Origin of the sequence: Photobacterium proteolyticum (assembly GCF_001939735.1) — a bacterium.
GTDB classification, from domain to species: Bacteria; Pseudomonadota; Gammaproteobacteria; order Enterobacterales; family Vibrionaceae; genus Photobacterium; species Photobacterium proteolyticum.
On sequence record NZ_MJIL01000085.1, the window covers coordinates 130,120 to 153,724 of the forward strand.

16 protein-coding genes are annotated in these 23,605 nt (G+C 46.8%); 7 read left to right on the forward strand and 9 right to left on the reverse strand.

Going from position 1 to position 23,605, the window contains the following annotated elements:
- Positions 1 to 151: 151 nt before the first annotated feature.
- Positions 152 to 1,831, reverse strand: coding sequence for a sensor domain-containing diguanylate cyclase (locus BIT28_RS17740; RefSeq protein WP_175577558.1), 1,680 nt, complete (start codon positions 1,829 to 1,831; stop codon positions 152 to 154).
- Between the two features lie 412 nt (positions 1,832 to 2,243).
- Here BIT28_RS17740 and BIT28_RS17745 point away from each other — a divergent pair, with 412 nt between their 5' ends.
- The 3 genes from BIT28_RS17745 (at position 2,244) to BIT28_RS17755 (ending at position 6,365) form a co-directional block, all read left to right on the forward strand.
- A complete protein-coding gene (locus BIT28_RS17745; protein WP_075766146.1) occupies positions 2,244 to 4,253 on the forward strand; it encodes an exoribonuclease II in 2,010 nt (669 codons plus the stop codon).
- Between the two features lie 144 nt (positions 4,254 to 4,397).
- Positions 4,398 to 4,955, forward strand: a complete 558-nt coding sequence (locus tag BIT28_RS17750) for a DUF1415 domain-containing protein (RefSeq protein ID WP_075766148.1) — start codon at positions 4,398 to 4,400, stop codon at positions 4,953 to 4,955.
- 243 nt (positions 4,956 to 5,198) lie between these two features.
- Positions 5,199 to 6,365, forward strand: a complete 1,167-nt coding sequence (locus BIT28_RS17755) for a GGDEF domain-containing protein (RefSeq protein ID WP_245823748.1) — start codon at positions 5,199 to 5,201, stop codon at positions 6,363 to 6,365.
- Positions 6,366 to 7,094: 729 nt separating this feature from the next.
- Here BIT28_RS17755 and malG read toward each other — a convergent pair.
- From malG to malE (BIT28_RS17770), 3 genes are all read right to left on the reverse strand, one after another.
- Entirely contained in the window at positions 7,095 to 7,985 is an 891-nt protein-coding gene (gene malG, locus BIT28_RS17760) for a maltose ABC transporter permease MalG (RefSeq protein WP_075766152.1), read from the reverse strand.
- An 11-nt stretch (positions 7,986 to 7,996) separates the two neighbouring features.
- On the reverse strand, positions 7,997 to 9,571 hold the full coding sequence (gene malF, locus BIT28_RS17765; protein ID WP_075766154.1) for a maltose ABC transporter permease MalF: 1,575 nt from the start codon (positions 9,569 to 9,571) through the stop codon (positions 7,997 to 7,999).
- A 67-nt stretch (positions 9,572 to 9,638) separates the two neighbouring features.
- Positions 9,639 to 10,820 (reverse strand): maltose/maltodextrin ABC transporter substrate-binding protein MalE, encoded by a 1,182-nt coding sequence (malE, locus tag BIT28_RS17770; protein WP_075766156.1) that lies wholly within the window; start codon positions 10,818 to 10,820, stop codon positions 9,639 to 9,641.
- Positions 10,821 to 11,448: 628 nt separating this feature from the next.
- Here malE (BIT28_RS17770) and malK point away from each other — a divergent pair.
- The 3 genes from malK (at position 11,449) to BIT28_RS17785 (ending at position 13,896) form a co-directional block, all read left to right on the forward strand.
- Positions 11,449 to 12,558, forward strand: coding sequence for a maltose/maltodextrin ABC transporter ATP-binding protein MalK (gene malK, locus BIT28_RS17775; RefSeq protein WP_075766158.1), 1,110 nt, complete (start codon positions 11,449 to 11,451; stop codon positions 12,556 to 12,558).
- Between the two features lie 98 nt (positions 12,559 to 12,656).
- Positions 12,657 to 13,532: an alpha/beta hydrolase gene (locus BIT28_RS17780; protein ID WP_083651935.1), complete on the forward strand. Its 876-nt coding sequence runs from the start codon at positions 12,657 to 12,659 to the stop codon at positions 13,530 to 13,532.
- A 184-nt stretch (positions 13,533 to 13,716) separates the two neighbouring features.
- The gene (locus BIT28_RS17785; RefSeq protein ID WP_075766160.1) at positions 13,717 to 13,896 is read left to right on the forward strand and encodes a hypothetical protein; all 180 of its coding nucleotides are present in this window, start codon (positions 13,717 to 13,719) and stop codon (positions 13,894 to 13,896) included.
- Positions 13,897 to 14,079: 183 nt separating this feature from the next.
- Here BIT28_RS17785 and BIT28_RS17790 read toward each other — a convergent pair whose 3' ends face one another.
- From BIT28_RS17790 to BIT28_RS17800, 3 genes are all read right to left on the reverse strand, one after another.
- Positions 14,080 to 16,875, reverse strand: coding sequence for an amylo-alpha-1,6-glucosidase (locus tag BIT28_RS17790; protein WP_075766162.1), 2,796 nt, complete (start codon positions 16,873 to 16,875; stop codon positions 14,080 to 14,082).
- Between the two features lie 150 nt (positions 16,876 to 17,025).
- On the reverse strand, positions 17,026 to 18,210 hold the full coding sequence (gene malE, locus BIT28_RS17795; protein WP_075766164.1) for a maltose/maltodextrin ABC transporter substrate-binding protein MalE: 1,185 nt from the start codon (positions 18,208 to 18,210) through the stop codon (positions 17,026 to 17,028).
- A gap of 189 nt (positions 18,211 to 18,399) precedes the next feature.
- Positions 18,400 to 19,590, reverse strand: coding sequence for a potassium/proton antiporter (locus BIT28_RS17800; protein WP_075766166.1), 1,191 nt, complete (start codon positions 19,588 to 19,590; stop codon positions 18,400 to 18,402).
- A gap of 792 nt (positions 19,591 to 20,382) precedes the next feature.
- On the opposite strand from BIT28_RS17800, the gene BIT28_RS29620 reads away from it, so the two are divergent.
- The gene (locus tag BIT28_RS29620) at positions 20,383 to 20,535 is read left to right on the forward strand and encodes a hypothetical protein (RefSeq protein WP_175577555.1); all 153 of its coding nucleotides are present in this window, start codon (positions 20,383 to 20,385) and stop codon (positions 20,533 to 20,535) included.
- 108 nt (positions 20,536 to 20,643) lie between these two features.
- Here the strand turns inward: BIT28_RS29620 and BIT28_RS17805 are convergent, their stop codons facing one another.
- Together BIT28_RS17805 and BIT28_RS17810 are read right to left on the reverse strand one after the other, a co-directional pair.
- Positions 20,644 to 22,443, reverse strand: a complete 1,800-nt coding sequence (locus tag BIT28_RS17805; protein ID WP_075766168.1) for an alpha-amylase family protein — start codon at positions 22,441 to 22,443, stop codon at positions 20,644 to 20,646.
- Positions 22,444 to 22,568: 125 nt separating this feature from the next.
- Positions 22,569 to 23,501: a MalM family protein gene (locus BIT28_RS17810; RefSeq protein ID WP_075766170.1), complete on the reverse strand. Its 933-nt coding sequence runs from the start codon at positions 23,499 to 23,501 to the stop codon at positions 22,569 to 22,571.
- Positions 23,502 to 23,605 lie beyond the last annotated feature (104 nt).

Genomic DNA, 23,605 nt, shown 5'->3' on the forward strand with positions numbered 1-23,605 from the left:
CAGCAACCACAAGCATGGGCCTCGACGATTTGAGGCGCGCATTGTGCGCTATTACTCGATAAAATGCCAGAAAAAATTGAGCGTTGTCACAAATTAACTTTCAAAAACCTATTTATTGAACAATAAGCTTGTCAGTTAAACATGTTTCACATTATTTAGGGTCTACATTTTGTTCATCCCATTGATAAAACTGATCTCTGCCGCATTTCTTGGCCATATATAAGGCGCGATCAGCTCCCTCAATCAATCTGTCAGCCTCGGATAAACCATCTGGAGTGAGCGTATGATAACCAAGACTGATTGTTACCTTCCCTTTTTCAACGCCTTCATGGGTAAGTGCCAACTGACCAACAGCCGCCTGCAGCTCAGCAGCGACAGCCCTCGCTCTTTGTGTATCCGTGTTTGGCAACAAACAGGCGAACTCCTCACCACCATAGCGAGTAAAGAGTGATTTTTTATACGCTTCCACCAGTTTTTCCAAAGAAATCGCGATTTTTCTTAAGCAATGATCCCCTTCCAGATGTCCGTAAGTATCATTAAATAGCTTGAAATGATCGACATCTATCATGATCAAACTGAGTGGCTCCTGATTCTCAAGGGCTTTTTTCCAGTCGCGAGCCAGCGTCAAATCAAACAGGCGCCGGTTGGCAACGCCTGTCAATCCATCCTGCATCGACCATTGCTCCAAGCGCCGGTTGACATCGCCAAGTGCCCGGTTGGTTTCCCGCAGCTCGGTTGTTCGCTTTAACACCCGCTCTTCCAGCTGAGCATTAAGGCTGGTGAGTTGCTCATGGTTGCGCTTGATAACTATTTGCTGTCCCAATGCAACACCAAACAATTTGAGTATCTCTTTTTGGTGCTCAGTTAACCCACGCTGGTTTATCAGGTTGTCTGCCGCCAGCCAGCCGATGCACTCATCACCATTCCACATCGCGATCATTGCATTCCAGCCAGTGCCAACCTGCTTGGTACCAAAATAGAGGGGTGCATTTTCTTTTACAACGACATGATCTTTACGGCTCAGCGCTTCATTCACCAATGGATGGTCAGGAATGGGGCTGGTAAAATCAGAACGCTGCACAAGATTACCGTCCGGATCCGTACCGTAAGTTCCCTGCATCGTGTTCTTGCTAAAGTCAGTCAGGAAGATCGCCATCCGGTCAATGGCCAGGTTCTTTCTTCCTAGCAAAATGGCATCGTGATAGAGCTGGTCGAGATCGCTCGCTTTCGACAAGGCCAGTGTCAGCTCTTGCAAGCGTCTCAATAATGACAAGTATTCACTGATTGAGTGTTTGCGAACCTCCAGCTCGGCTTCAACACTACGCCGGGTCAGGTGGTGATCGAGCGACTCCTTTCGCAACACGCGGGCACTAATATCTGATGCGAGTATTAGCAACAGGTTATTGAGGTATTCTTCACCCGCTTCGAAAAAGTGGGGTTCCTGAGTCTCTGCATAGATAAACCCAATGTTGCTGCCATGCATCGTGATCGGCAATAGCAGCTGAAACCATTCACTATCACTTTCTTGCCAGAACGCTTTATACGGCTTATCCACATACGCGCTGACAAAACGCCCTTTATCTTTGGCCTGTTTCAGCAGCTTTGTCGGTACTCCGTTGTAGTCCTCAAGGGAAAGCGTGGTGAAGTAGTACTTAAAATCTTCATCCACTAAGCTCGACAGCACTTTTGTCTGGTAATTTTGCTCGACCATCAGTGTAAGATAGCTAAACTTAAGCTCACGGCTTAAGGCCGATAACAAACATCGGCACCACTGCTCCATGTCTGCCTCACGAGCCAGCACATCCACGAGCTGATCAAATGTCTTTTTCACTCTTACAACCATAACTACGCGAACCTTCCTCGGGTGACTGGTGTGCTGAACACATCTTTTCTTTATAACAAGTACCTTAATTACCAGAAAGTCACAAATGGTGTAACCATTATTTCCAAGACTGTGACTAGATACACTTAGAACCAACCGAATATCAGCCCATTAGTCTAATTATCCTTCGGCCTATATCAAAACAGTCAGTTTCACCCCAAATTTTGGATCATTAGTCATACATTTCCAGAAATCTCCTAACTCTCTGTGGAGAGTAGGCAGAGTGAATGTTCTTGCAGCCACAAGCCCGTTAAATCTTTCACGAAATGCAGTCTTTGGTAGGAGCGTGGCAGGTATAGCGCTTGGTTTTAACGCATGAAGGCCTTATAGTGTGTTCGTTCACAATCTGAGACCGGGCATAATGTTTCAAGACAATCCATTATTAGCACAGCTTAAAAAACAAATTCAGGAAACCCTTCCAAAAAAAGAGGGCAATATCAAAGCAACAGACCGTGGCTTTGGCTTCCTGGAAACAGACAACAAAGAAAGCTTCTTCATTCCGCCAACTTATATGAAAAATGTCATGCACGGCGACCGTGTTGTGGCAGTAATCCGTACTGAAAAAGAGCGGGAAGTTGCTGAGCCTCAGGAACTGGTTGAACAGTTCATGACTCGCTTTATTGGCCGTGTAAAACTGATCCGCGACCGCCTGAATGTGATACCGGATCACCCGCAACTAAAAGATGCGATCAAAGCACGCGCTATCAAAGGCCTAAATCCAGAACTATTGAAAGAAGGTGACTGGGTTGTCGCTAACTTGACTCGCCACCCACTGGTTGGCGACAACAAAACGTTCTTTTGTGAAATCCAAGAAAAAATCACAGACAGCAATGACAAAATTGCGCCGTGGTGGGTAACACTAGCCCGCCATGAGCTACCAAACGCAGAGCCAGCCCCTCAAGACAGCTGGAGCATGCTCGAAGAAGAGCTGGAACGCCGAGACCTTACTGATCTGCCTTTCATTACTATCGATGGTGAATCCACCAAAGATATGGATGATGCCCTCTATACTATCGCCAAAGATGATGGCAGCTATGAGATCACGATTGCTATTGCCGATCCGACATCTTACATCGCTGTTGGCGATAAAATGGATGACGAGGCACGCCAGCGCGGCTTTACCATCTACCTGCCGGGTCGAAACATCCCGATGCTTCCAAGGGAGCTGAGTGACGAACTCTGTTCGTTGATTGAAAACGAGAAACGACCGGCGATCTGCTGCCGTGTAACCATTAATGCAGATGGTGTTATCCAAGACGATATTGCCTTCTTTGCGGCATGGATTAAGTCTCAGGCTCGATTGGCTTATGACAAGGTATCAGATCTGATCGAACACGGTCAGTGCGAGGACTGGGCACCAAACGCTGTCATCGCGGAGCAGGTCGATGCACTGCATGGCTTTGCCAATGCGCGCAGCGAGTGGCGGGCCAACAACGCCGTTGTCTTTCCGGATCGTCCGGATTATCGCTTTGAGCTTAGCGAAGATAACGACGTAGTTGCGATTCACACCGATCCTCGTCGTACCGCAAACCGTATGATCGAAGAAGCGATGATCACGGCGAATATTTGTGCAGGTCGTGTGCTGCAAGAGAAGTTCGGCATGGGTGTCTTCAACTACCACAATGGCTTCAATCCTGAAAAACTGGATACCGCAATGGACTTCCTGCAAAACGCAGAAGCGCCATTCGAGAAAGAAGAACTGACTTCGCTAGACGGTTTCAGTGCCCTGCGTCGCTGGTTAAATGCCCAGGAGACTATGTATCTCGATAACCGCCTTCGCAAGTTCCAGGCATACAGCGAAGTAGGCAACAAGCCAGCTCCTCATTATGCAATGGGACTCGATGTGTACGCGACATGGACATCCCCAATCCGTAAGTACGGTGACATGATTAACCATCGCCTACTTAAAGCGGTTATTTCGGGTGCCGAGCCGACTCAGACCCCGGATGACTCTGTTGGAGAAGAGATTGCCACTCACCGCCGCCGCCATCGCATGGCCGAGCGTGATGTCTCTGATTGGCTATACGTACGCCTGCTTAAGGATGCAGTGAAGGAAGAAACCGTCTTTACCGCCGAAATCTTTGACATCAACCGCGCCGGTATGCGCGTACGCTTGTTGGAGAACGGTGCGGCAGCATTCATCCCGGCTCCGCTTATCCTCGATAACAAGCAGCGAATAGAATGTAACAGTGATCTGGGTATCATCAACATCGATAAGGTCAAAGAGTATCAGCTCGGTGACTCTTTCGAAGTGAAACTGACAGAAGTGCGTAGTGTAACCCGCCAGCTGGTTGCCAAGCCGCTGAAAGAGTTCCCGGCTCCAGTTGCCGAAGGCGAGAACACTGTTCAGCCGTCGGAAGAAAAAGCCTAATTCCTTTTTCATCATGCAAAGGGTCAGTCGTTACTGACCCTTTTTCATACTTACACCCAAGCCGCCTCCCTATACCGCTTTCTTTCTGGCTCAATCTTGTTACTCTTAGCCAATAATTATTTTAAGCAGTACATCGAGTCAGCAATGTCAGACGCAGTTAAATCAAACGTTATTCAACATGTTCAACAATGGCTGGAAGACGTAGTCATTGGCCTCAATCTATGTCCTTTTGCCGCCAAGCCAAACCGCAACAAGCAGATCAAGATCCATGTTTGCGAAACCAAATCAGAAGAGCAGCTACTGGAAGATATCTACCAGCAGATCGTCATCCTGGACGACACATCGCCCGAAGAGCTTGAAACCACGCTGGTTGCAGCCCCAAACCTGTTTGAACATTTTGATGACTACAACCAGTTTCTCAATCTGGTCGACGCCCTGATCATCCAGACAGGAAAAGAAGGGACCTATCAAATTGCTAGCTTCCATCCAGACTATTGTTTCCATGGAACTCAGCCAGACGATGCCGAAAACCTTACCAATCGCTCTCCTTATCCGATCTTTCACCTGATCCGTGAAGCCAGCATGGAAAAAGTGCTGAAGCACTACCCGGATCCGGAAGGTATACCGGAACGAAATATTGAATGCGTAGAAGGTTTGTCCCCGGAACAGATTCGAAAATTATTTCCTTTTCTTATCAAGTAATTCTATTTAGTTACGATAAATAGATAACCAAGGGAGTTAAGGGAACTCCCTTGCCAGAAAGATAAGGGCTCATATTCTGCTATTTGTTCAGTGAGCCAGACTTTCTGACCAAAGGACGATGATTATTCGATTCGTGATAATGTGCCCTAATTAGAGAAACAGGTTGTAATGCCATCGATTTCATTTGCAATATTTAGAAGCGCAGGCGTTCGCTTCGGGTTACCGTTAATACTTGCTGTTTTAATGATATTCTCATTAGAGCCAGTGCTAATCAGCTTTTCCCCTTACCGCGGGTTATTGCTGGTACTGCCTTACGTATTGCTAAGCCTCGTTATTCTTTTGAGTCAGCCCTTCAATCAGGGAAAAACAGCGCTGACAGCCTTGCTGATGATAGTGGCCTTTTACATCATCCAGAACTACCTGCAGTCTCCACTTTCAGATAATCAGACACATATTATCTATGTATTGTTGGCCACCCTGTTACCGTTAAATCTGCTACAGCTTCACCTACTTCCAGAACGACGTCTGTTTTCCCGCTTTGGCACGGGCTACCTAATCTTTCTCGTCTGCCAGCTTGCCTGGGGGGCATTGGTTGTCAATCATTTTGCCGAGCAGGACCTCAGCGGACTATGGGATAGCTACCTCTATGCACTGCCAGATATCTCCCCTCTTCCAGTATTACTGATCCTGCTGTATCTGAGTATCGGATTAGCCTGTGCATCGGCAATCCTCAAGCGCAATCATGGCTACGATCAGGCCATCTTTACCAGCCTGCTGTTTGCCGGTATTACATTCAGTGCGTTTGACCAGGACTTGATATCATCAACGGCCTTCTCGGTCGCAGCAGTACTGCTGCTGCTTAACCTCATTACCTGTAGCCATGAACTGGCCTATGTCGATCCGTTAACGGGGATCCCTGGCCGCCGTGCGCTAGAAACGGAGCTTAAGCACCTAGGTCGAACCTATACGCTGGCCATGCTTGATGTTGACCACTTTAAGACATTCAATGACACACACGGACACAAAACAGGTGACGATGTATTACGGCTAGTTGCCCAGTTTATGCAGCGAGTAAGAGGCGGCGCCGAGGTATTCCGCTACGGCGGAGAAGAGTTCACAGTGTTATTTAAAGGGAAAGAAAGCAGCGAGTGCATCGATCATCTCGATCAGCTCAGGCAAGATATTGCCAACTATGAGATGGCCATTCGTCAATACGATGATCGCCCTTCAAGCAACCAGAAAGGCGCAAAAATGCGGAAAAAGCAGTCTAAACAGAAAACGGTTACCGTTACAGTGAGTATCGGCCTTGCCGACAGCTTTCCCGATCACAACCCTGCCGCGGTTCTTAAGGCTGCCGATGAGGCACTGTATAAAGCAAAAAAATCAGGCCGCAATAAAGTCAGTCAGTAACAACCTTTTCACCAGAAATAAAAAACCCGATGAAATCATCGGGTATCGGTTACCAATAAAACTTATCCTTTCCTATTGCTAGCAGAAGAGTAAGTCCAGCTATGCAGCAACGCCAATATAAGGTTAAGTACAGAGAGCCCTAACAGATCGGCGGCCAAACCATTGTCAGGAACTGTACTTGGGAGCCGCTCACCATAAGCAAAATGAGCGTTATTGTTATTCTTAATACTTACCAGAAAGCACTTTCATCTCAATGCTTCCCGTGAAATGTATCACCTGAGCCCACCCCAATAACTGACAATAAGCTCACGAGGACAATTAATACCCTATGCGCATTATAGTAGCAGCCAATCTGACCCTTTAAAACTAAAAAAGCAGTGAATTGAGACTTACCCTATATCCTTCAAAGTTATCGGCTTATTCATCCAAAATACCGTATGAGATATTTTTAACTTCTACAGCTTTACAGCCAGCAATTAGTCGCTGTATTGATACTATTACAGATTAATTTATTTCAACTTCAGACAACAAGACAAATACACCAGCCATACCAATTGCATATTAAGTCTGTATTCCAGGTATCTCGTGAAATATCGACAAACGATTTATCTTCCGAGCCGAACAAAGTCTGAGCAAGCGTCATTCACCGAGAGAGAAAGGAGCGAACATTGTCGTTATAAAAAAAAGGCTTGTCCGAAGACAAGCCTTTTGTGTTGAAGTGATAACCAGTTAGCCTTTCACGCCACCAGCCGTCAAGCCACCTACAAGGAACTTCTGTGCCAGCAAGAACACGATGGTAATAGGAATGGCTGATAGTACCGCAGCTGCTGCGAAATCACCCCACAGGTAGTTCTGAGGATACAGGTACTGCTGCATACCTACTGCCAGTGTGTAATTATCCACATCTGTTAGTAGCAACGATGCTACAGGCACTTCTCCAACCAGACCGATGAACGACAGAATGAAAACTACCGCTAGAATTGGCACTGATAGTGGAAGCAGAACATAACGGAATGCTTGCCAAGGCGTTGCGCCATCAAGTGCAGCCGCTTCTTCAAGTGATACATCAATCGTTTCAAAGTAACCCTTGATAGTCCATACGTGAAGCGCGATACCCCCTAAGTAAGAGAAAATCAAGCCACCATGCGTGTTCAGTCCCATGAACGGAATGTACTGGCCTAAACGGTCAAACAGTGCATATAGCGCAACCAGAGCCAGAACTGCCGGGAACATCTGGAAAATCATCATCCCTTTAAGGATCGTATCTTTACCTTTAAAGCGCATACGGGCAAACGCATAAGCACTGGTTGTCGAGAGTGCAACAATGATAATTGAGGTAATACCAGCAACTTTCACCGTATTCCACAGCCACAGCAGTACAGGGAATGGCGGTGGTGTTACCGAACCATCACTGTTAGTTACCGAAAAACCTAATGCCAGACGCCAGTGATCCAATGTTGGATGAGTTGGAATTATCTCACCACCGGCAAAGTTACCCTCACGGAAGGAGATCGCAATGATCATTAACAACGGAAAAATAATCATTGATAAGAAAATACATAAGCCGATATGTGTTGCCCATACCCGGTACTTCAATGACTTAGATGGAACCATAGCCATAACGTCTCTCCTTAGTCCTGTGAAAGCTTAGTGAATCGAAGGTTTAGTAGTGCCATACCACCCACCAGTAAGAAAATAATTGTCGCGATTGCACCAGCAAGACCAAAGTCCTGACCGCCGCCGCCTTCGAAAGCGATACGATAGGTATAACTTACGAGCAGATCCGTGTATCCGGCAGGCTCTGAAGTACCCACCATATTCGGACCACCAGCAGTCAGTAGCTGAATCATTACAAAGTTATTGAAGTTGAATGCGAAGCTGGCAATAAGCAGCGGTGTCAACGGCTTGATCAACATAGGTAGTGTAATGTTGAAGAAGTTCTGGATCGGACCGGCACCATCAATCGCAGAGGCCTCGTATAAATCAGACGGAATGGATTTCAACAAGCCCATACACAAGATCATCATGTAAGGGAAACCCAACCAGGTGTTCACCAGCACCACCATGACTCTTGCCATAATAGGGTCAGAGAACCACGATGGCTTAATACCGAATATAGCTTCTAGGAACAAGTTTATCTCACCAAAGCTTTGGTTAAATAAACCTTTAAATATCAGAATGGAAATGAACGCTGGTACCGCATAAGGAAGAATAAGAAGTACACGATAAATGCTGCTGCCTTTCAGTGGCTCCCACTGAACAAGACACGCTAGCACCATACCTAAAGCCAGTGTTAATGCGACAGCCAGGAAAGCAAAAACAACAGTCCAGATAAAGATACCGATAAAAGGTTCTTTAATACCGTCATCGGTCACCACTCTTTCGAAGTTAGCCATACCAACACCGACAGCGAATCCCGGAGAGATTGTCTTACCAACAAAGTTACCGTCAGCGTCTACAGGCTGATAGAAACCTACCTCCATATTCGGCTTATACAGTTGCTGAGTTTGATTGTTCAGCATGGTCAGCCCGTCTTCCTGCAGAGTAAACAGAGGAGTATCGGCTGCAAACTTACGCAAGCCGCTCATTCTGATCTCATGGCCGCTTGGCATAACCAGTTCAACTTTTGATAAGTTTGCACGGTTTTGAACGATCGCCTTGATCTTCTCTTTCTCGCCCTGAACGCTGTCAACAGCGCGCAGGCTCATCGCGTCCTCTGTCGGAGCGGCAAGGTCGAAAACATCAGAAGCCAGCAGTTCACCGTTCGCATTGATTACCAACTGGTGGCCGTTATCTACTTTATACAAATCAAAGCGGTAACTTTCACCAGACTGGAAGCTTCTCTGCTCCAGAACAGCCTGTGTTCTTTCCAGCGATAGCTGGTTCGATGCACTGTAGTTGGTAAAAGCAAGCCCAACGGTATACACCAATGGGAAAATAATGAAAATAAGCATCCCTGCAATACCAGGGAAGATGTAACGGTGGGCGTATGTTTTGTTGCTTCCAAAAATATAAAGAGCAAGTGCGGTTAGGACAACGGTAAGAAGTGCAAAAGGCATTTCACCTTGTGCATACATTAATACGGTAGCATAACCATTAACTGCACCGATCATGCCCAGAAGCGACCATTTCAGCCACTTGCGATAATTTAATTTAGGACTTTCCTGTTGTGGTTCCAAAAGTCCTGCACCTTGAACTGACTGCATCTCAGCTCCTTGCTAGCAAAAAAATGACAATAAAATGGGGAGAGTTACCCCTCCCCGCAAAAAGGTATTACTTAAGCATGTGGCCCGCAGCTTCGTCTAGCGCACCATTAATGTCCTGGCGGCCATCAACAACGTTCTTGATTGCATTACCCTGTGCGTACCAGAATGCTGCCATCTGTGGAACGTTCGGCATGATTTCACCGTTCATTGCGTTGTCCATAGTGGCTGCAATGCGAACATCTTTGTCTAGCTTCTTCTGGAATGATTTCAGAGCTACCGCACCAAGAGGCTTGTCATCATTTACTTTACCCAGACCTTCGTCTGTCAGTAGGTAGTTTTCGATAAACTCAACCGCAAGATCCTGGTTTGGCGATGCAGAGCTGATACCCGCAGTCAGGATGCCGACGAACGGCTTAGATGGGCTACCGTTCAGCTTAGGCAGAACAGTTACACCGTAGTTGATACCAGACTTCTCAACGTTGCCCCAAGACCATGGGCCGTTGATAGTCATTGCCACATTACCTTTGTTGAACTCAGCTTCAGATACGCTGTAGTCCATGTCTGGCGAGATGACTTTCTTGTCTACCAAAGACTTGATGAAGTTCATACCACGTTTCGCGCCGGCGTTATTCACACCCACATCTTTCACGTCGTATCCGCTCGCAGTGAACTTGAACGCGTAACCGCCATCAGCCGATAGTAGCGGCCATGTGAAGTACGGTTCTTTCAGGTTCCACATGATAGCTTTCTTGCCATCTTTCTGAAGCTTCTTGTCTAGTGCTTCAACGTCTTCCCAGTTTTTAGGTGGGTTTGGAACAAGGTCCTTGTTATAAATCAGAGAAAGTGCTTCAACAGCAACCGGGTAGCCGATGTACTTACCGTCGTACTGGACAGCATCCCAAGTGAAGTCAATGATTTTGTCTTTTACTTCTTTAGATGGCTTAATTTCAGCCAACAGACCTGATTTTGCGTAGCCACCAAAACGGTCGTGTGCCCAGAATACGATATCCGGACCGTCACCTGCTGCAGCAACCTGAGGGAACTTCTCAGATAGGCCATCAGGGAAAGCAACTGTTACTTTAACACCAGTGTCTTCTTCAAACTGCTTACCTACTTCAGCCAGGCCGTTATAACCTTTGTCGCCATTGATCCAGATAGTAAGTTGGCCTTCTTCAATCGCGGCATGTGCATTTACAGAGCCAAGTGCGGCAAGGGTACAAAAAGCTACAGTGCTGAGGACTTTCTTCATTTTTAACATCCTTCATGATTGTTATATGTCGTACCGCAGAGACACTCTGCAGCACAATTTGCAGGTTGTATCATCTATCAGGAATCAGCACTCGGCATCATCCTGAGCCCTACGCCCCCTAACCCTGAGATTTAAAAGCGTGATCTACGTCGTCCGGCTTAGTGACACAGCTCTAAAAAAGACACCTGAATGTGATGCAACGCACATAGTACTTCGATTAAATACCCACATCAGCAACAGGAATATCAAAGTGTGATCTAAACACTCCTCCCCCCCTCATCCCCCTTTTTAATTCTGACAAAGGAGGATGTTTCATCGTGACAGCTGGGTGAGAATAGCCCCATACCCAACGGGGTAGATGAAGAGATTTTACTGTTCTATTTCGCAGTTTTGACTTTTTAGTAGTAACCACTTTAATTGGAAACGACAGCACCGCCTTACTTCTTGGGGAAGTAAGTAAGGTGGATTTGGTCAGGGTAGCAATTCATTCCACTGCCTGAGTGATACTCACGCTACCCATTTTTTTCTTCACTACACCTAAAAATTCTTTACCCGTAAGGCCAGGCATGAATATCATGCCGTATGAACACGCCTTACAGGCAACAACAAACTTAGAGGAATAGGCTCGATGACGAGTGTCACTTTACGAAATGTATGTAAAGCATATGGAGATAACCTGATTTCCAAAAATGTTGATCTCGATATTGCCGAAGGCGAATTCGTTGTATTTGTAGGGCCATCAGGCTGCGGCAAGTCTACCCTTCTTCGTTGTATCGCAGGTTTGGAAGATATTACATCAGGTGACCTGTACATCGGTGAGGAGCGAATGAACGATGTTCCTCCTTCAGAGCGTGGTGTGGGCATGGTTTTTCAATCTTATGCTTTGTATCCGCATCTAAACCTGTTCGACAACATGTCTTTCGGTATGAAGCTGGCAAAGGCTGACAAGAAAGAAATCAAAAAGCGTGTTGATCATGCTGCTGACATTCTTCAACTTGGTCACCTGCTGGATCGCCAGCCTAAGGCGCTTTCTGGTGGCCAGCGTCAGCGTGTTGCTATCGGCCGTACGCTTGTCTCCCAACCAGATGTCTTCCTGCTTGATGAGCCTCTATCTAACCTTGATGCAGCACTTCGTGTACAGATGCGTATCGAGATTGCCAAGCTGCACAAGCAACTTGGCTGTACCATGATCTACGTAACCCACGATCAGATTGAAGCCATGACCATGGCTGAGAAAATTGTTGTTCTTGATGGTGGTTATGTGTCTCAGGTTGGTAAACCGCTTGAACTCTATCACTACCCGCAGAACCGTTTTGTTGCAGGGTTTATCGGCTCTCCGAAAATGAACTTCATGAGTGTGAACGTTGAACAGGTTGAAGATGAGCGCGTAATGGTCCAGATGGGCGACGGCAATACATTCTGGATCCCGGTTGACGGCAGCACTGTTAACAAAGGTGATCGTATGTCGCTGGGTATTCGCCCAGAGCACCTGGTACCTTGTGAAGAGGGGGATGTTTGTGTCGAAGGTAAGATACAGGTCATCGAAAAACTAGGATACGAGACTCAGGCTTACTTGCACCTTGAGCATATGGATGCTGACTTTATCTATCGCCGCCCGGATACACTTGATCTTGAAGCAGGTGATAAGTTTAAGATCGGGATCCCTGCTCACCGATGCCATCTGTTCCACAGTGACGGTAAAGCTTGTCGTCGTCTATACAAAGAGCCAGGCGTATAAGCTACCTCTTTTCCCCCTAGACAAAAGCGCTGTTAATTTTAACAGCGCTTTTTTGTACCTGTCAGTTACACGAAACTAAGCAATTGTTGGAGCCCGCGATGACGTTACACACCATTCCTTTCGATGCCCGGATAAAAAGCTATGATCCTAGTCGCATGATTTTACTCGAAGGCTTCGACATGCCACAGCTCAATCGCCGCCGACTTGTCCGCATTTACCTGCCTGAAGATTACGCAACCAGCAGCAAGCGATACCCGGTCATCTATATGCATGACGGACAGAATGTCTTCGAGCCGGAGCTTTGTATTTCAGGCATGAGCTGGCAGGCTGGCGAGCAACTCGATCATATGCAGGCTAGCGGTGAAACTGATGGCATCATCATTATTGCTATCGATAACAGCCCGCTACATGATGGCCTCGGACGGATGAATGAGTACTCGCCATGGCCCTGCAATCCAGCCTCAGAGCTCAATGAATGGAATGACATAAAACTCGATCTGGGCGGCGAAGGTGAAGCCTACGGCGCCTTTATAGCTGAAACCCTAAAACCCTATATCGACCAGCATTACCGCACTCGACACGAACGGGAGTATACAACAGCTGCCGGCAGCTCTATGGGCGGACTGATCAGCTTATACATTGCCCTGCGCTATCAACAAAGCTTTGCCAATGCCGGTGTATTTTCACCAGCGTTCTGGTTTGCAGATAAACCAATAGCAAACTTTATACAACAAACGGCTGTCTTATTTCCACTGAATATCTATATGGATATAGGCACTGCAGAAACCAGCGAGCACACCATCAAAACCTTTCCCACGGTCTACCTCGACGGTGCCAAGCGTATCTACCAATTGCTGCAAGACAAAAGCAACATGTTAAGCTGTAGTCTTTCTGTTGAAAAAGATGCCGTACACAGTGAAAGTGCCTGGGCAAGGCGTTTCCCTGAGATGGTAAAGCAACTTTATGCTCGCTAGACCTGAGGCTTTTCAGTTGTAGTTTGGTGGAGGGGAACCCGCTTCACACCTAAACTTATACAGTCAGGGATTGTTGATACCGCAAGGCTCCCGCAAATTAATAGAGGCCCGGTGCAATTAACACCCGGCCCATAGAAGCACGCAGTAAGGATATCTGGATGTATCTTTGATGGAGGATCATTACATGAGCAGCCACGACAGAATTGAAGATATCGAGCAGCTAATCTATATGGCTTACCAGGAAGGTAATTACCAGGAGGCAAAAGCGCTTGAAGCTAAAATCAAAAAGCTCAAGGGAAACTCACACCTCTATGACGATAACGAGCCCTATTCAATAGAAGGAAAAGTGTTTATCGATGAGTAAACAATGCCATACCCGGGTTTCAAGCGATGACATGTACCTTATGCGTACCAATCACCTATAGCTAAGCTAGATTACCCTTACCGGTATGACTTATTCAAAAAAAGGCGCTGCTCATTGAGCAGCGTCTTGTCATTCCCCTTATACATCAACTAGAGCGATGCTTGATGGCTCCAGGACAGGTGACTAGTCTCCTGCCTTTACAAGACCACTGTCCTCGACGTATTTCTGTAGTACATGCTGACCTTTTAGCACAGGGAACTCGAGCGTGAGATCTGGCTTGGCGAACTGCAGCTGGCCCATTTGATCCTGGTAGCTAGGCTGAACACAAACCAACGGCATTTGTTTGCCGTTTACTTCGGCTTCAATGGCTAATGGATCAAAACGTACATTAACCATCTCCTCCCCCAGCTCTAGTTCAAGCAGGTATTTAGCCTTATTCTCTGCCGTTAAGATCAGCTCAAGTAATTCACCGGATGCATGTGCATAGCTCAACTGGTAGCTATCTACGCCCCCTTCGGTACGATCAATTGCGACATTCAGCGCGTTATTAGTACCAAAGCGCAATAACGCACGGGCTGAGTGCCACGTCGACGGCAGGCAAGGTGACAGCGTCACTCTATCAGCCATTAAATTCGGAGCAAAGCCCATATAATCCTGATAGCCGTTACGGGTAAACTCGGACACAGACCATGCCTGGGCATAGGTACCTGTCGTCGTCACTTTATCTTCGCTATCCAGAAAAGCATCCAGATTCTCACTCATCGCCCCACGATGGCCAATTGACAAGATCTGACGTGACAAATCTTTGGTCAGCTGGTAAGCGAAATCCGCATAGCCGTATGCTACTAGGCTTGAAACCGTAAAGCCCGCATTCCAGCCCCAAATCGTACCGTTATGATAGGCTGCATCCTTATGGTATTCCTCACGGTTCGCGTGATACGGGTGAAAGTCAGGGTCATACTGAGAAAGTGACGTGATCCCCCACGGGAACAGCAGTTCAGTCACCGCATTTTTCACCACCTTCGCGCCGGTTGTTTTATCAACCAGGCCACCGTCAAACGGTACGGTCAATGTCATCAGCTGGTTAGGGCGTACCTGCAAATCGCGGCTGTCATCTTCACGTAGGCGATCTGCCAACTGCTCTTTGCTCTCATCCCAGAACATTGCCTGGAAGCTAGACTGCACCTTGTCGGCCAGGGTGCGATAATGCAGCGCTGATTCCAGATCATCGTTCAGCCTTGCCAGCTCTACAGCAACCTTCAGGCTGGTGTACCACAACGCTTGAATATCATTGGCGCGGTTACCCCGGGCAGACCACGGCAGCTTGCCTTCTAGTTTGGCATCCATCCAGGTATCGGGATCCCGGTGGGTCATCAGGCCGTGCCCATCAAGGTAATTTTTCTCGATACCATCGATATAAGTTTGGACTACCGGATAAATCGATTTGGCATACTCAAGATCACCACTGTACCTGAGATAATCCCACACCTCCCTCACCATCCAGGGTGTACCATCCGTGGTGTTGTAAATCATATTGGTCAGGCTGGTTACCCGGTTCGGGATCCGACCATAGTTGATGCTTTGCTCATCTGCCAGCTGCATTGAGGCAAAGTTATCGATGATAGTTTTTGCATCATCAAAATCCCCGTTTACCAGAGTAATACCCGGCAAGGCAATAAAGGAATCACGTCCCCAGCAGTCTTTGAACCACGGCAAGCCGGCCCAGATCCCTTTGCCAAACTCATTGGAAACAAACACCTTGCCTGACGCCTTGGCCCACATCAGCGCGCGGTTATACTCGAGATCCGATGTCCAAAGGTACGATTGCGTCAACATGTTATAAGTATTTTGCTGGTGGCGGGTATAACCGTCCTGTTCCAACAGCATATTGGCCTGTGCGACCGCCTCCGCTTCCGTTTCTGCAAATGCCAGATAAAGCGTAATACTGGTTTCTTGTTCAAGAGTTTCAATCACAGGTTTAACATGACTGCCACTTAGGTGCACCACATCATTTAAGGCCGGAAGATCTGCAAACGTTGATTCCTTGAACCTGAAAGGCCGGTTAGCAGTCAACGCGATAAATGACGGGGTGTTGTCCTGTCGCAGTGCCGGGTCAAGTGCGTATAACACGCCATTATCAAAACTGGTAACCGTCGAGGTATTTATTGCAAGGTTCAGCTGCGGGGCTATCGACAGTATTGCCGCATGCTCTGAGGAAACATTGATTACCGCCCCACGCTGCTGAGTCAGCAACATAAAGGTGTCCGAAGCCCCATTGTCATAATGATGAGTTACACCATAAGGGAAAATCGCCGCTTCAGGTGCAACGTTCTTGTCATTGATCTTACCGTCGACAAAAGACGCAAATGTCCCCAGATACCAACCTTGTTTGTGACGGTATTTACCGGCAGCCACAAACCCATGGGTGATACCTTCAAAGTAACCATCAACATTATCGCCAAAGACAAACGGGACACTGCTATCGGCGGTGATAGCCAGCTGTTCGAACAATGCATCAGGTGCCAATACTGGCTCGGGCTTAGCCTGTAATGAACCCGATTCTGCCACGATGGAAAAATCAGCCTGAACCAAATCACGGCTCGGCTCGGCATCTCGATTTTCGCCGCCCTGTGCGATCAGCAAAAAAGGATTACCTGCTGTAACGGTCAATGAGACAGTATAAAGGCCGGTCTCAGGGGCCAGAAATGATAGATCATTGCCGATCCCTTTGGCCGCGATTAACGGCTGAGACTGATCGACAAAGCAGGAGACAGCCTTGTATTTATCAGCAGAAAAAGTCAGCTGTTCACTGCCTTGCTGATCCGAAACCTTAAAGCTGTGCTGATCTGCCGACAGACAAATAACCGCCTGATAGCATCCCTCGCCCATATAGGCCATTGGAGTATCATCTCCCCAGCCATTAAACGTCCCCTTTACGTACAACTGTTCTTTATAAGGAGCTTGTTCTAACCCGTTCACATATATTCCTTATCAATAAGCGATATATCGTTTTTACCTGATATCAAATGCAGAAATGTCTTATTCAGATAGCACAATGCGCAGACTAGGCTGCGCATTGATTTGATTGCTATGACGTTGCTATTGCCATGTTAGAGGCTCACAATCGTCTTACTTGTTAATCTGAGAAGCCGCGGTATCCAAAGCTTCTTTAACTGTCTGACGACCAAGCAGTGCATTTTCGATAGCTGCACCTTCAGCAAACCAGTAAGCCGTCATTTCAGGAATGTTAGGCATGATTTCACCGTTTTGGGCATTGGTCATCGTGGCCGCAATACGGCTGTCTTTAGCCAGAATATTCTGGAATGATTTCAGTGTGACTGCACCAAGAGGCTTGTCATCGTTAACCATTTTCAGCCCTTCGTTAGTTAGCAGGTAGTTCTCAAGGAACTCAACAGACAGGTCCTGGTTCGGGCTAGCGGCGTTGATACCGGCACTCAGTACGCCAACGAATGGGTTAGAAGCACCACCGTTAAGCGTCGGCAGTACAGCAACACCGTAGTTTAGGTTTGATTTTTCAAGGTTACCCCACGACCATGGACCATTGATGGTCATCGCGACATTACCTTTGTTGAATTCAGATTCAGAAACGGCGTAATCCATATCCGGTGAAATAACATCTTTCTTAGCCAGGTCAACCAGGAAGCTCAGACCAGCAATACCCGCGTCGCTATTCACACCAACCTGCTTGCCATCGAAGCCAGATTCCGTTTTCTTAAACGCATAACCACCGTTGGCAGAAATCATCGGCCATGTGAAGTAAGCGTTCTTCACATCCCACATGATGGCTTTCTTGCCTTTTGCCTGCATTTGCTTCTCAATGGCATACAGCTCTTCCCATGTCTTTGGTGGCTCAGGAAGCAGGTCTTTGTTATAAATAAGAGATGGAGACTCAACTGCCATTGGGTAGCCAACCAGCTTGCCATCGTACGTCACCGCATCCCAGCTGAAATCGACAAACTTGTCCTTAAACTCTGCAGAAGGTTTTACTTCAGCCAATAAACCTGATTTAGCGTATCCACCAAAACGGTCATGAGCCCAGAAGATGATGTCCGGACCACCACCTGTTGCTGCTACTTGCTGGAATTTAGCTTCCAGAGACTCAGGGTACTGAACGTTAACTTTGACACCAGTATCTTCTTCGAACTTGCGGCCAACTTCAGCAAGGCCTTCATAACCTTTATCGCCGTTAATCCAAATCAGGATTTCACCTTCCTGCATGGCAGAGGCTGCCATTGGAAAAGCTAGCGCAGCTGTAAGAGAGCAAAGAGTCAGAGTTTTCAGAACACGTTTCATAGTCGATTTCCGTTGTAATTTTTGTGAACAGGGGCATTCTCCTCCCCCCCATGCAGATGAGCATCATCCCCCTCCCTACGCCCCCACCCTGTTTTGCTCAACTATGTGAAACTGAACACATTTTGTTGGACAAAAACACAAACGGCGAAGGTGATCCTTCGCCGTCTTATTAACCGATAAAAGACCGGGCTACTCTTTTTGATTCAGACCTAATCTGTTCGCCAAAGGTTCAATCGCCCAACCTTGAACTATTACTGAGATCAATACGATAAAGAACACCATATGCATCATTTGCTGTGCCCCTGCGACGCCTTCAGCAGCTGGGATCAAGGCAAAGACAATGGGTGTCGCACCCTTGAGTCCGATGGCGGAAATGAAGAATTTCTTCTTGATGCTGACCGCCCTGAACGGCAGAAAGCTAATAAAGACCGCCAGCGGACGAGCAACTAACATCAATATCAATGCCGGAATAATGGCTATCCATACATCACCAATGAGTGCCTTGGGGAAAAATTGCAAACCAAGAATAATGAACATCAACGCCTGCGCCAGCCATGAAAGACTATTAAAGAAGTGTTTACTTACTTCCTTGCCCCGCCGTAATCCATTTCCCATCATGACACCGGAGACATAGGAGGCAATCAAGATATTTCCACCCAGTACATCACTACCGTAAGCAGCAATAACAAAGCAGGCCAAGATAAATACCGGGATCAACCCGTATTCTTCAAGCTTGATTTTATTTAGTAAGGTCACGCCACCTAGCCCGACCAGATAACCGGCACCGATCCCCACGACAATTTGCTGGACCAGTTCAATGCCAATGCCGGCTGCTCCCACCGACTGTCCGGTACTGGCAATCATCCCGGTCAGAATCACCACCAGTAACAGTGCAACGGGGTCATTGGTTGCCGATTCAAACTCAAGAACGGTATCGGTATTTTCTTTTAGCTTGAGCTTTTTCGATTCGAGGATAGAAAACACCGCAGCGGCATCTGTAGACGATACGACGGCAGCAAATAACATGCAGGTCAAAAAATCAAAATCGAGCACAAAATACAAGATCCCGCCCAGAATGCCTGTAGTCAATACGACCCCAGCCGTTGACAGCATCCCCCCCTCTTTATAGGCAACGAGAATACTGGACTTAGAGGTATTCAACCCTCCGACAAACACAATGACATTAAGAGCCAGAGATCCAATGAATGACGTTTGCTCAAGATCATCGTACACAAAATCGAACTCGCCGTTGCCAAACAACAAGCCAACCCCGATGAATATCAGTAAAGATGGCAGGCCGAGGGTCTTCGACGGCTGATGAAGCAAAATACCTATCGCCGTCAGTACGGCCATTCCCAACATTGTGAACTCTGTACTCAATACAACACTCCTAAAATGTTCCATGAACAAAAATAACCTGGAGGCACCGATAATTCAGCTAAAAGGCAAACAAAGACTGAAGCAATTTAAAGAAAGCACCGTAAATTGCATTTAATTAAGGGATAACTCAACTAAATACAGCCAAATTCATAAAAGCTTAGACTCATACGCTCTCAGTTGCCATTTAAAAGTAATGAGTTAGCTCATTAAGATCAAGTGACAAAAGGCATGCAGACACATTTTGCAAACAAAAAAGGCCTTAGACCAATTTAACCCCCCATAGACCCAATAATAATATGTTTTATTACTTCAAGGTACTCAGTATACCCAAGCTACCTCAAGATGCAGGATTCAGAGTGAGACCAGCGAGCTCAGTTTAAGGAAAATGACGGTAGGAATGGCTTTCCCTTTCAACGTTATTTGACACAGAAATGGGGTCGCTGGCTCACTCCCAAAGGGCGAGTTCCAGTTCTTTTAAGTAGATAGGGGCTTCTATGCGTTGTTACCGATTATTAATTTAGAGCCACTAGATTTTCTAATCGGTGCCTAGCCTACAAGCCAAGTAATTCTCGCTGAAACGAGCATCTTGAGGTAGCTTGGGTATATCTTCCTCTTCCATTCTCAGAAGGCGAACCGCCATGCAGGATAGATCCGTATTACCCTGTTGCTTTAAACCGGGAAAGTCATCACTTCTGTGTAATAAATGGCAAGAAACTTGTTCTATATGTATACCCAAACAACCTCAACCGGGTTTATTTGGATGTAGACGACAAGCTGTTTACGAGGAGAAGAATGATGAAGTTGAAAGCACTACTGATTGCCGTCAGCTTATTCTCTATCAACATTGCTGTGGCATCTGATCACTGTAACTGGTACATCGAAGATCGTGGCTGGTGTACACCGTATTTCCCGACTAGTGATCCTTACCCTTCTAAAGGTAAGTGAATGAAATAAATCCTCAGATGTGGCAAAGCCGCTGATATCAGCAGCTTTTATTATCTATCTTTCCGTATTTATCTGTTCTGGCAACTACTTGTGCTTATTGTTCCAATGCTAGCTCAGCGCAAACACCTTCGCAGCCAGAGGTGGTAGCTCGATACAAACTTTACCTTCTCCATCTGCGACCATTAGCGAAACCTCTTCCTTGCCATAAAGCTGCTCTTCCAACGGGTAGTTACCATCACTGAGCCCCCAGGCATCAATCAGTGCAGTAGGAACAATGACTTCTGTCGGGCCATGATCACTCTCGGCAAAGTTGGCAATGATCAACAGTTTTTGCTGTTCGTCAAAACGACTAAAACAAAATAACTGATCGTTATAGCTCGGGTTGTTCTTCCGGTTATAACGGTGAATCTCTTGGTATTGACCCGTCATAGCCGAGTTAGTCAGCGAAAAATTAAGCAAGCGCTGGTAGAAATCGCGTAATGCCTTTTCTTCATCCGTGAGTAAACCACCGTCAAACTCACCACCGTTCATCCAACGCTGGTGACTAGGAACGCCATAATAATCAAAAATCGTGGTACGTGATTTAAGACCAAACCCGGCATCATCAGCACCGGCTTCACCCACTTCCTGCCCGAAATACACCATGGTCGGCGAGGTACTCAACGTTGTCGACACCAACATCGCAGGTATGCCCTTGTTGGCATCTCCGGCAAACTCAGGGCTGGCGACTCGCTGTTCATCATGGTTATCAAGAAAGTGCAGCATATGGTGTTCAATATCTTCCAACTGCTCTTGCACTTCTGCAATCGCATCGGTAGAGCCCTTGCCCTGCATCACTAACTTCAGGCTGTCATACAGATCCACTTTGTCGTAGAGATAGTCCATCTTGCCAAGGTGGATATAGTCACGATATAGGTGCGGCTGGTAGACTTCAGCCATCAAGAAGGCATCCGGGTTTGCCTGCTTGATTGAGGAGTTCATAAAGCTCCAAAACTCAACCGGTACCATTTCCGCCATATCATAACGGAAACCATCGACACCAAGCTCTAGCCAGTACAAGGCGATATCACGGAATTTAATCCACGAATCAGGTACTGACTTATCTTGCCAGAATAAGAAATGCTCATTGTGGTCTTTTAGCTCATATCCCTTTGGTAACTCATCAAAATCTTTTGTCCCATCAGGTTTAACACCATAATTCACCTTGACCGTTTCGTACCAGTCATCGAAGTTTGGCTGAGCCAGACGTGAGCCATTGCCGGTCCATTTGGCAGGATACTCTTCATAAGGGGTATTCAAATCCGGATGGGCTTCGCCGCCTAAAGGCAAATAACCATTTTCAGGTTCTGGCAGTCTGAAGGTTTCACCCGGAATATAGTAAAAATTATTATCCCGGTGATAGGCCTGTGTCGTTTCATCCGATGCACCAAAATCCTCGACACCGACCGGGTTCGTCAGTCCTTCGTAACGTCGTGCGACATGATTCGGTACGATATCAATGATGACTTTTAGGCCATGTTGATGGCTACGTTCGATAAGCGCCTGAAACTCCTCAAGACGCCTGGCCGGATCGACGGCAAGATCGGGATTAACGTTGTAATAGTCTTTTACTGCATATGGCGATCCCGCGCGCCCCTTTACCACACTAGGATGATCGGTGCTGATCCCATACTGGCTGTAGTCTCGAACCAACGCATGGTGAGGCACACCGGTATACCAAATATGACTTACACCTAGCTGACGGATCTCGCTTAATGCTTTATCCGTAAAATCATTGAATTTCCCGACACCGTTTTCCTCAATGGTGCCCCAGGCTTTATTGGTTGTGTTGGTATTGCCAAACAAGCGAGTAAATACCTGATAGACAACATGCTTATCAAGTGTCTTGAGTTTCTTAACGTCAGTCATGATAGGTTAACTCAGAAGGCTAATAGTGGAGTTAGAGAGATGCGAGAACGGGCAAAGGCTTACCCGTATTCTCAAACCACACCAAGACAGATGATCAACACCCTGGCGTGGTCAGTTTATAGCGGCTACTTTTTGATAAGCTCAACGAAAGTCGTTTCGGCTGAACGAGATCCGGCACGCTTGGCTTCTTCCAGGAGCTGAAGCGCTTTGTGCATATCATTCTTCTCAACAGCGGCTTTAATTTGAGAGTTATAGAAGGCCTCTGTTTCAGGCAGCATAGCCGGTGTATTTACCGTATTGGTGCTAGATTGCTGTGTCGAGGCTGCAGCTGCAACAGGCACAGGTGCAACAACGGCAGTAGTCGGTGCCTTAGCAGGTGCTTTTTTTGATACTGGAGCAGTTGCCGGTGCTGAAACAACGAACTCGTCGGCTCGGTAAGAGCGCAAATTCAGCGGTTTCAAATCCAGCTCTAGTGAGCCAAACTTCTGATGCTGGATAACAGGATCGGTCACCATTGGTCTCGCCAGGCCAAGCTCTTCGGCACGAATACGCTCTGGATGAGGAATCGTAATCTCCCCTTCGCGGTATTCCAGTGGCGAGTAGATAACCATATAAGGCGTTGTTTGCTGATCCATTACTATACGATGCTGGTAGCTCGAAAGGCTAAACAGGTTTGCTGGCATGACATCAAACTCATCAAGAGCAATGGTCTTAACTATTTGAAATTCAGGGTCTAACAAAATAACTTTTGGAGCAAAGACACCGGCAATTTTCATCCAGCTTTTTACATCAACTTGCAGGCGTTCGATATTGCGAGGGATAGCAAATGCCGCAAAATAACTTTTCCCTTCAGCAAATTCATTCACTTGAGAATAGTCATCAATGATGAAATCAATCTTATCTCCATTCATTGGTACCCAAGAAAACTCACTAAATGAGTTACAACAAACTGGTGCAGCCACTGCAATATCTTTTGTTGATTCAGCTGAAGGGGAAGCCGTACAGCCAAGTAAACTTGCCGCCAGCAAAGCCGCAAGTGTTGTTTTAATTATTTTCATCTTTGATCTCCCATACCCTAACATCATTTTATGGGTATACATCTATTAGCATCCGAACAAATCTACAGCAGAATCCAATAGATATATACTCAAAAAGGCAGCCC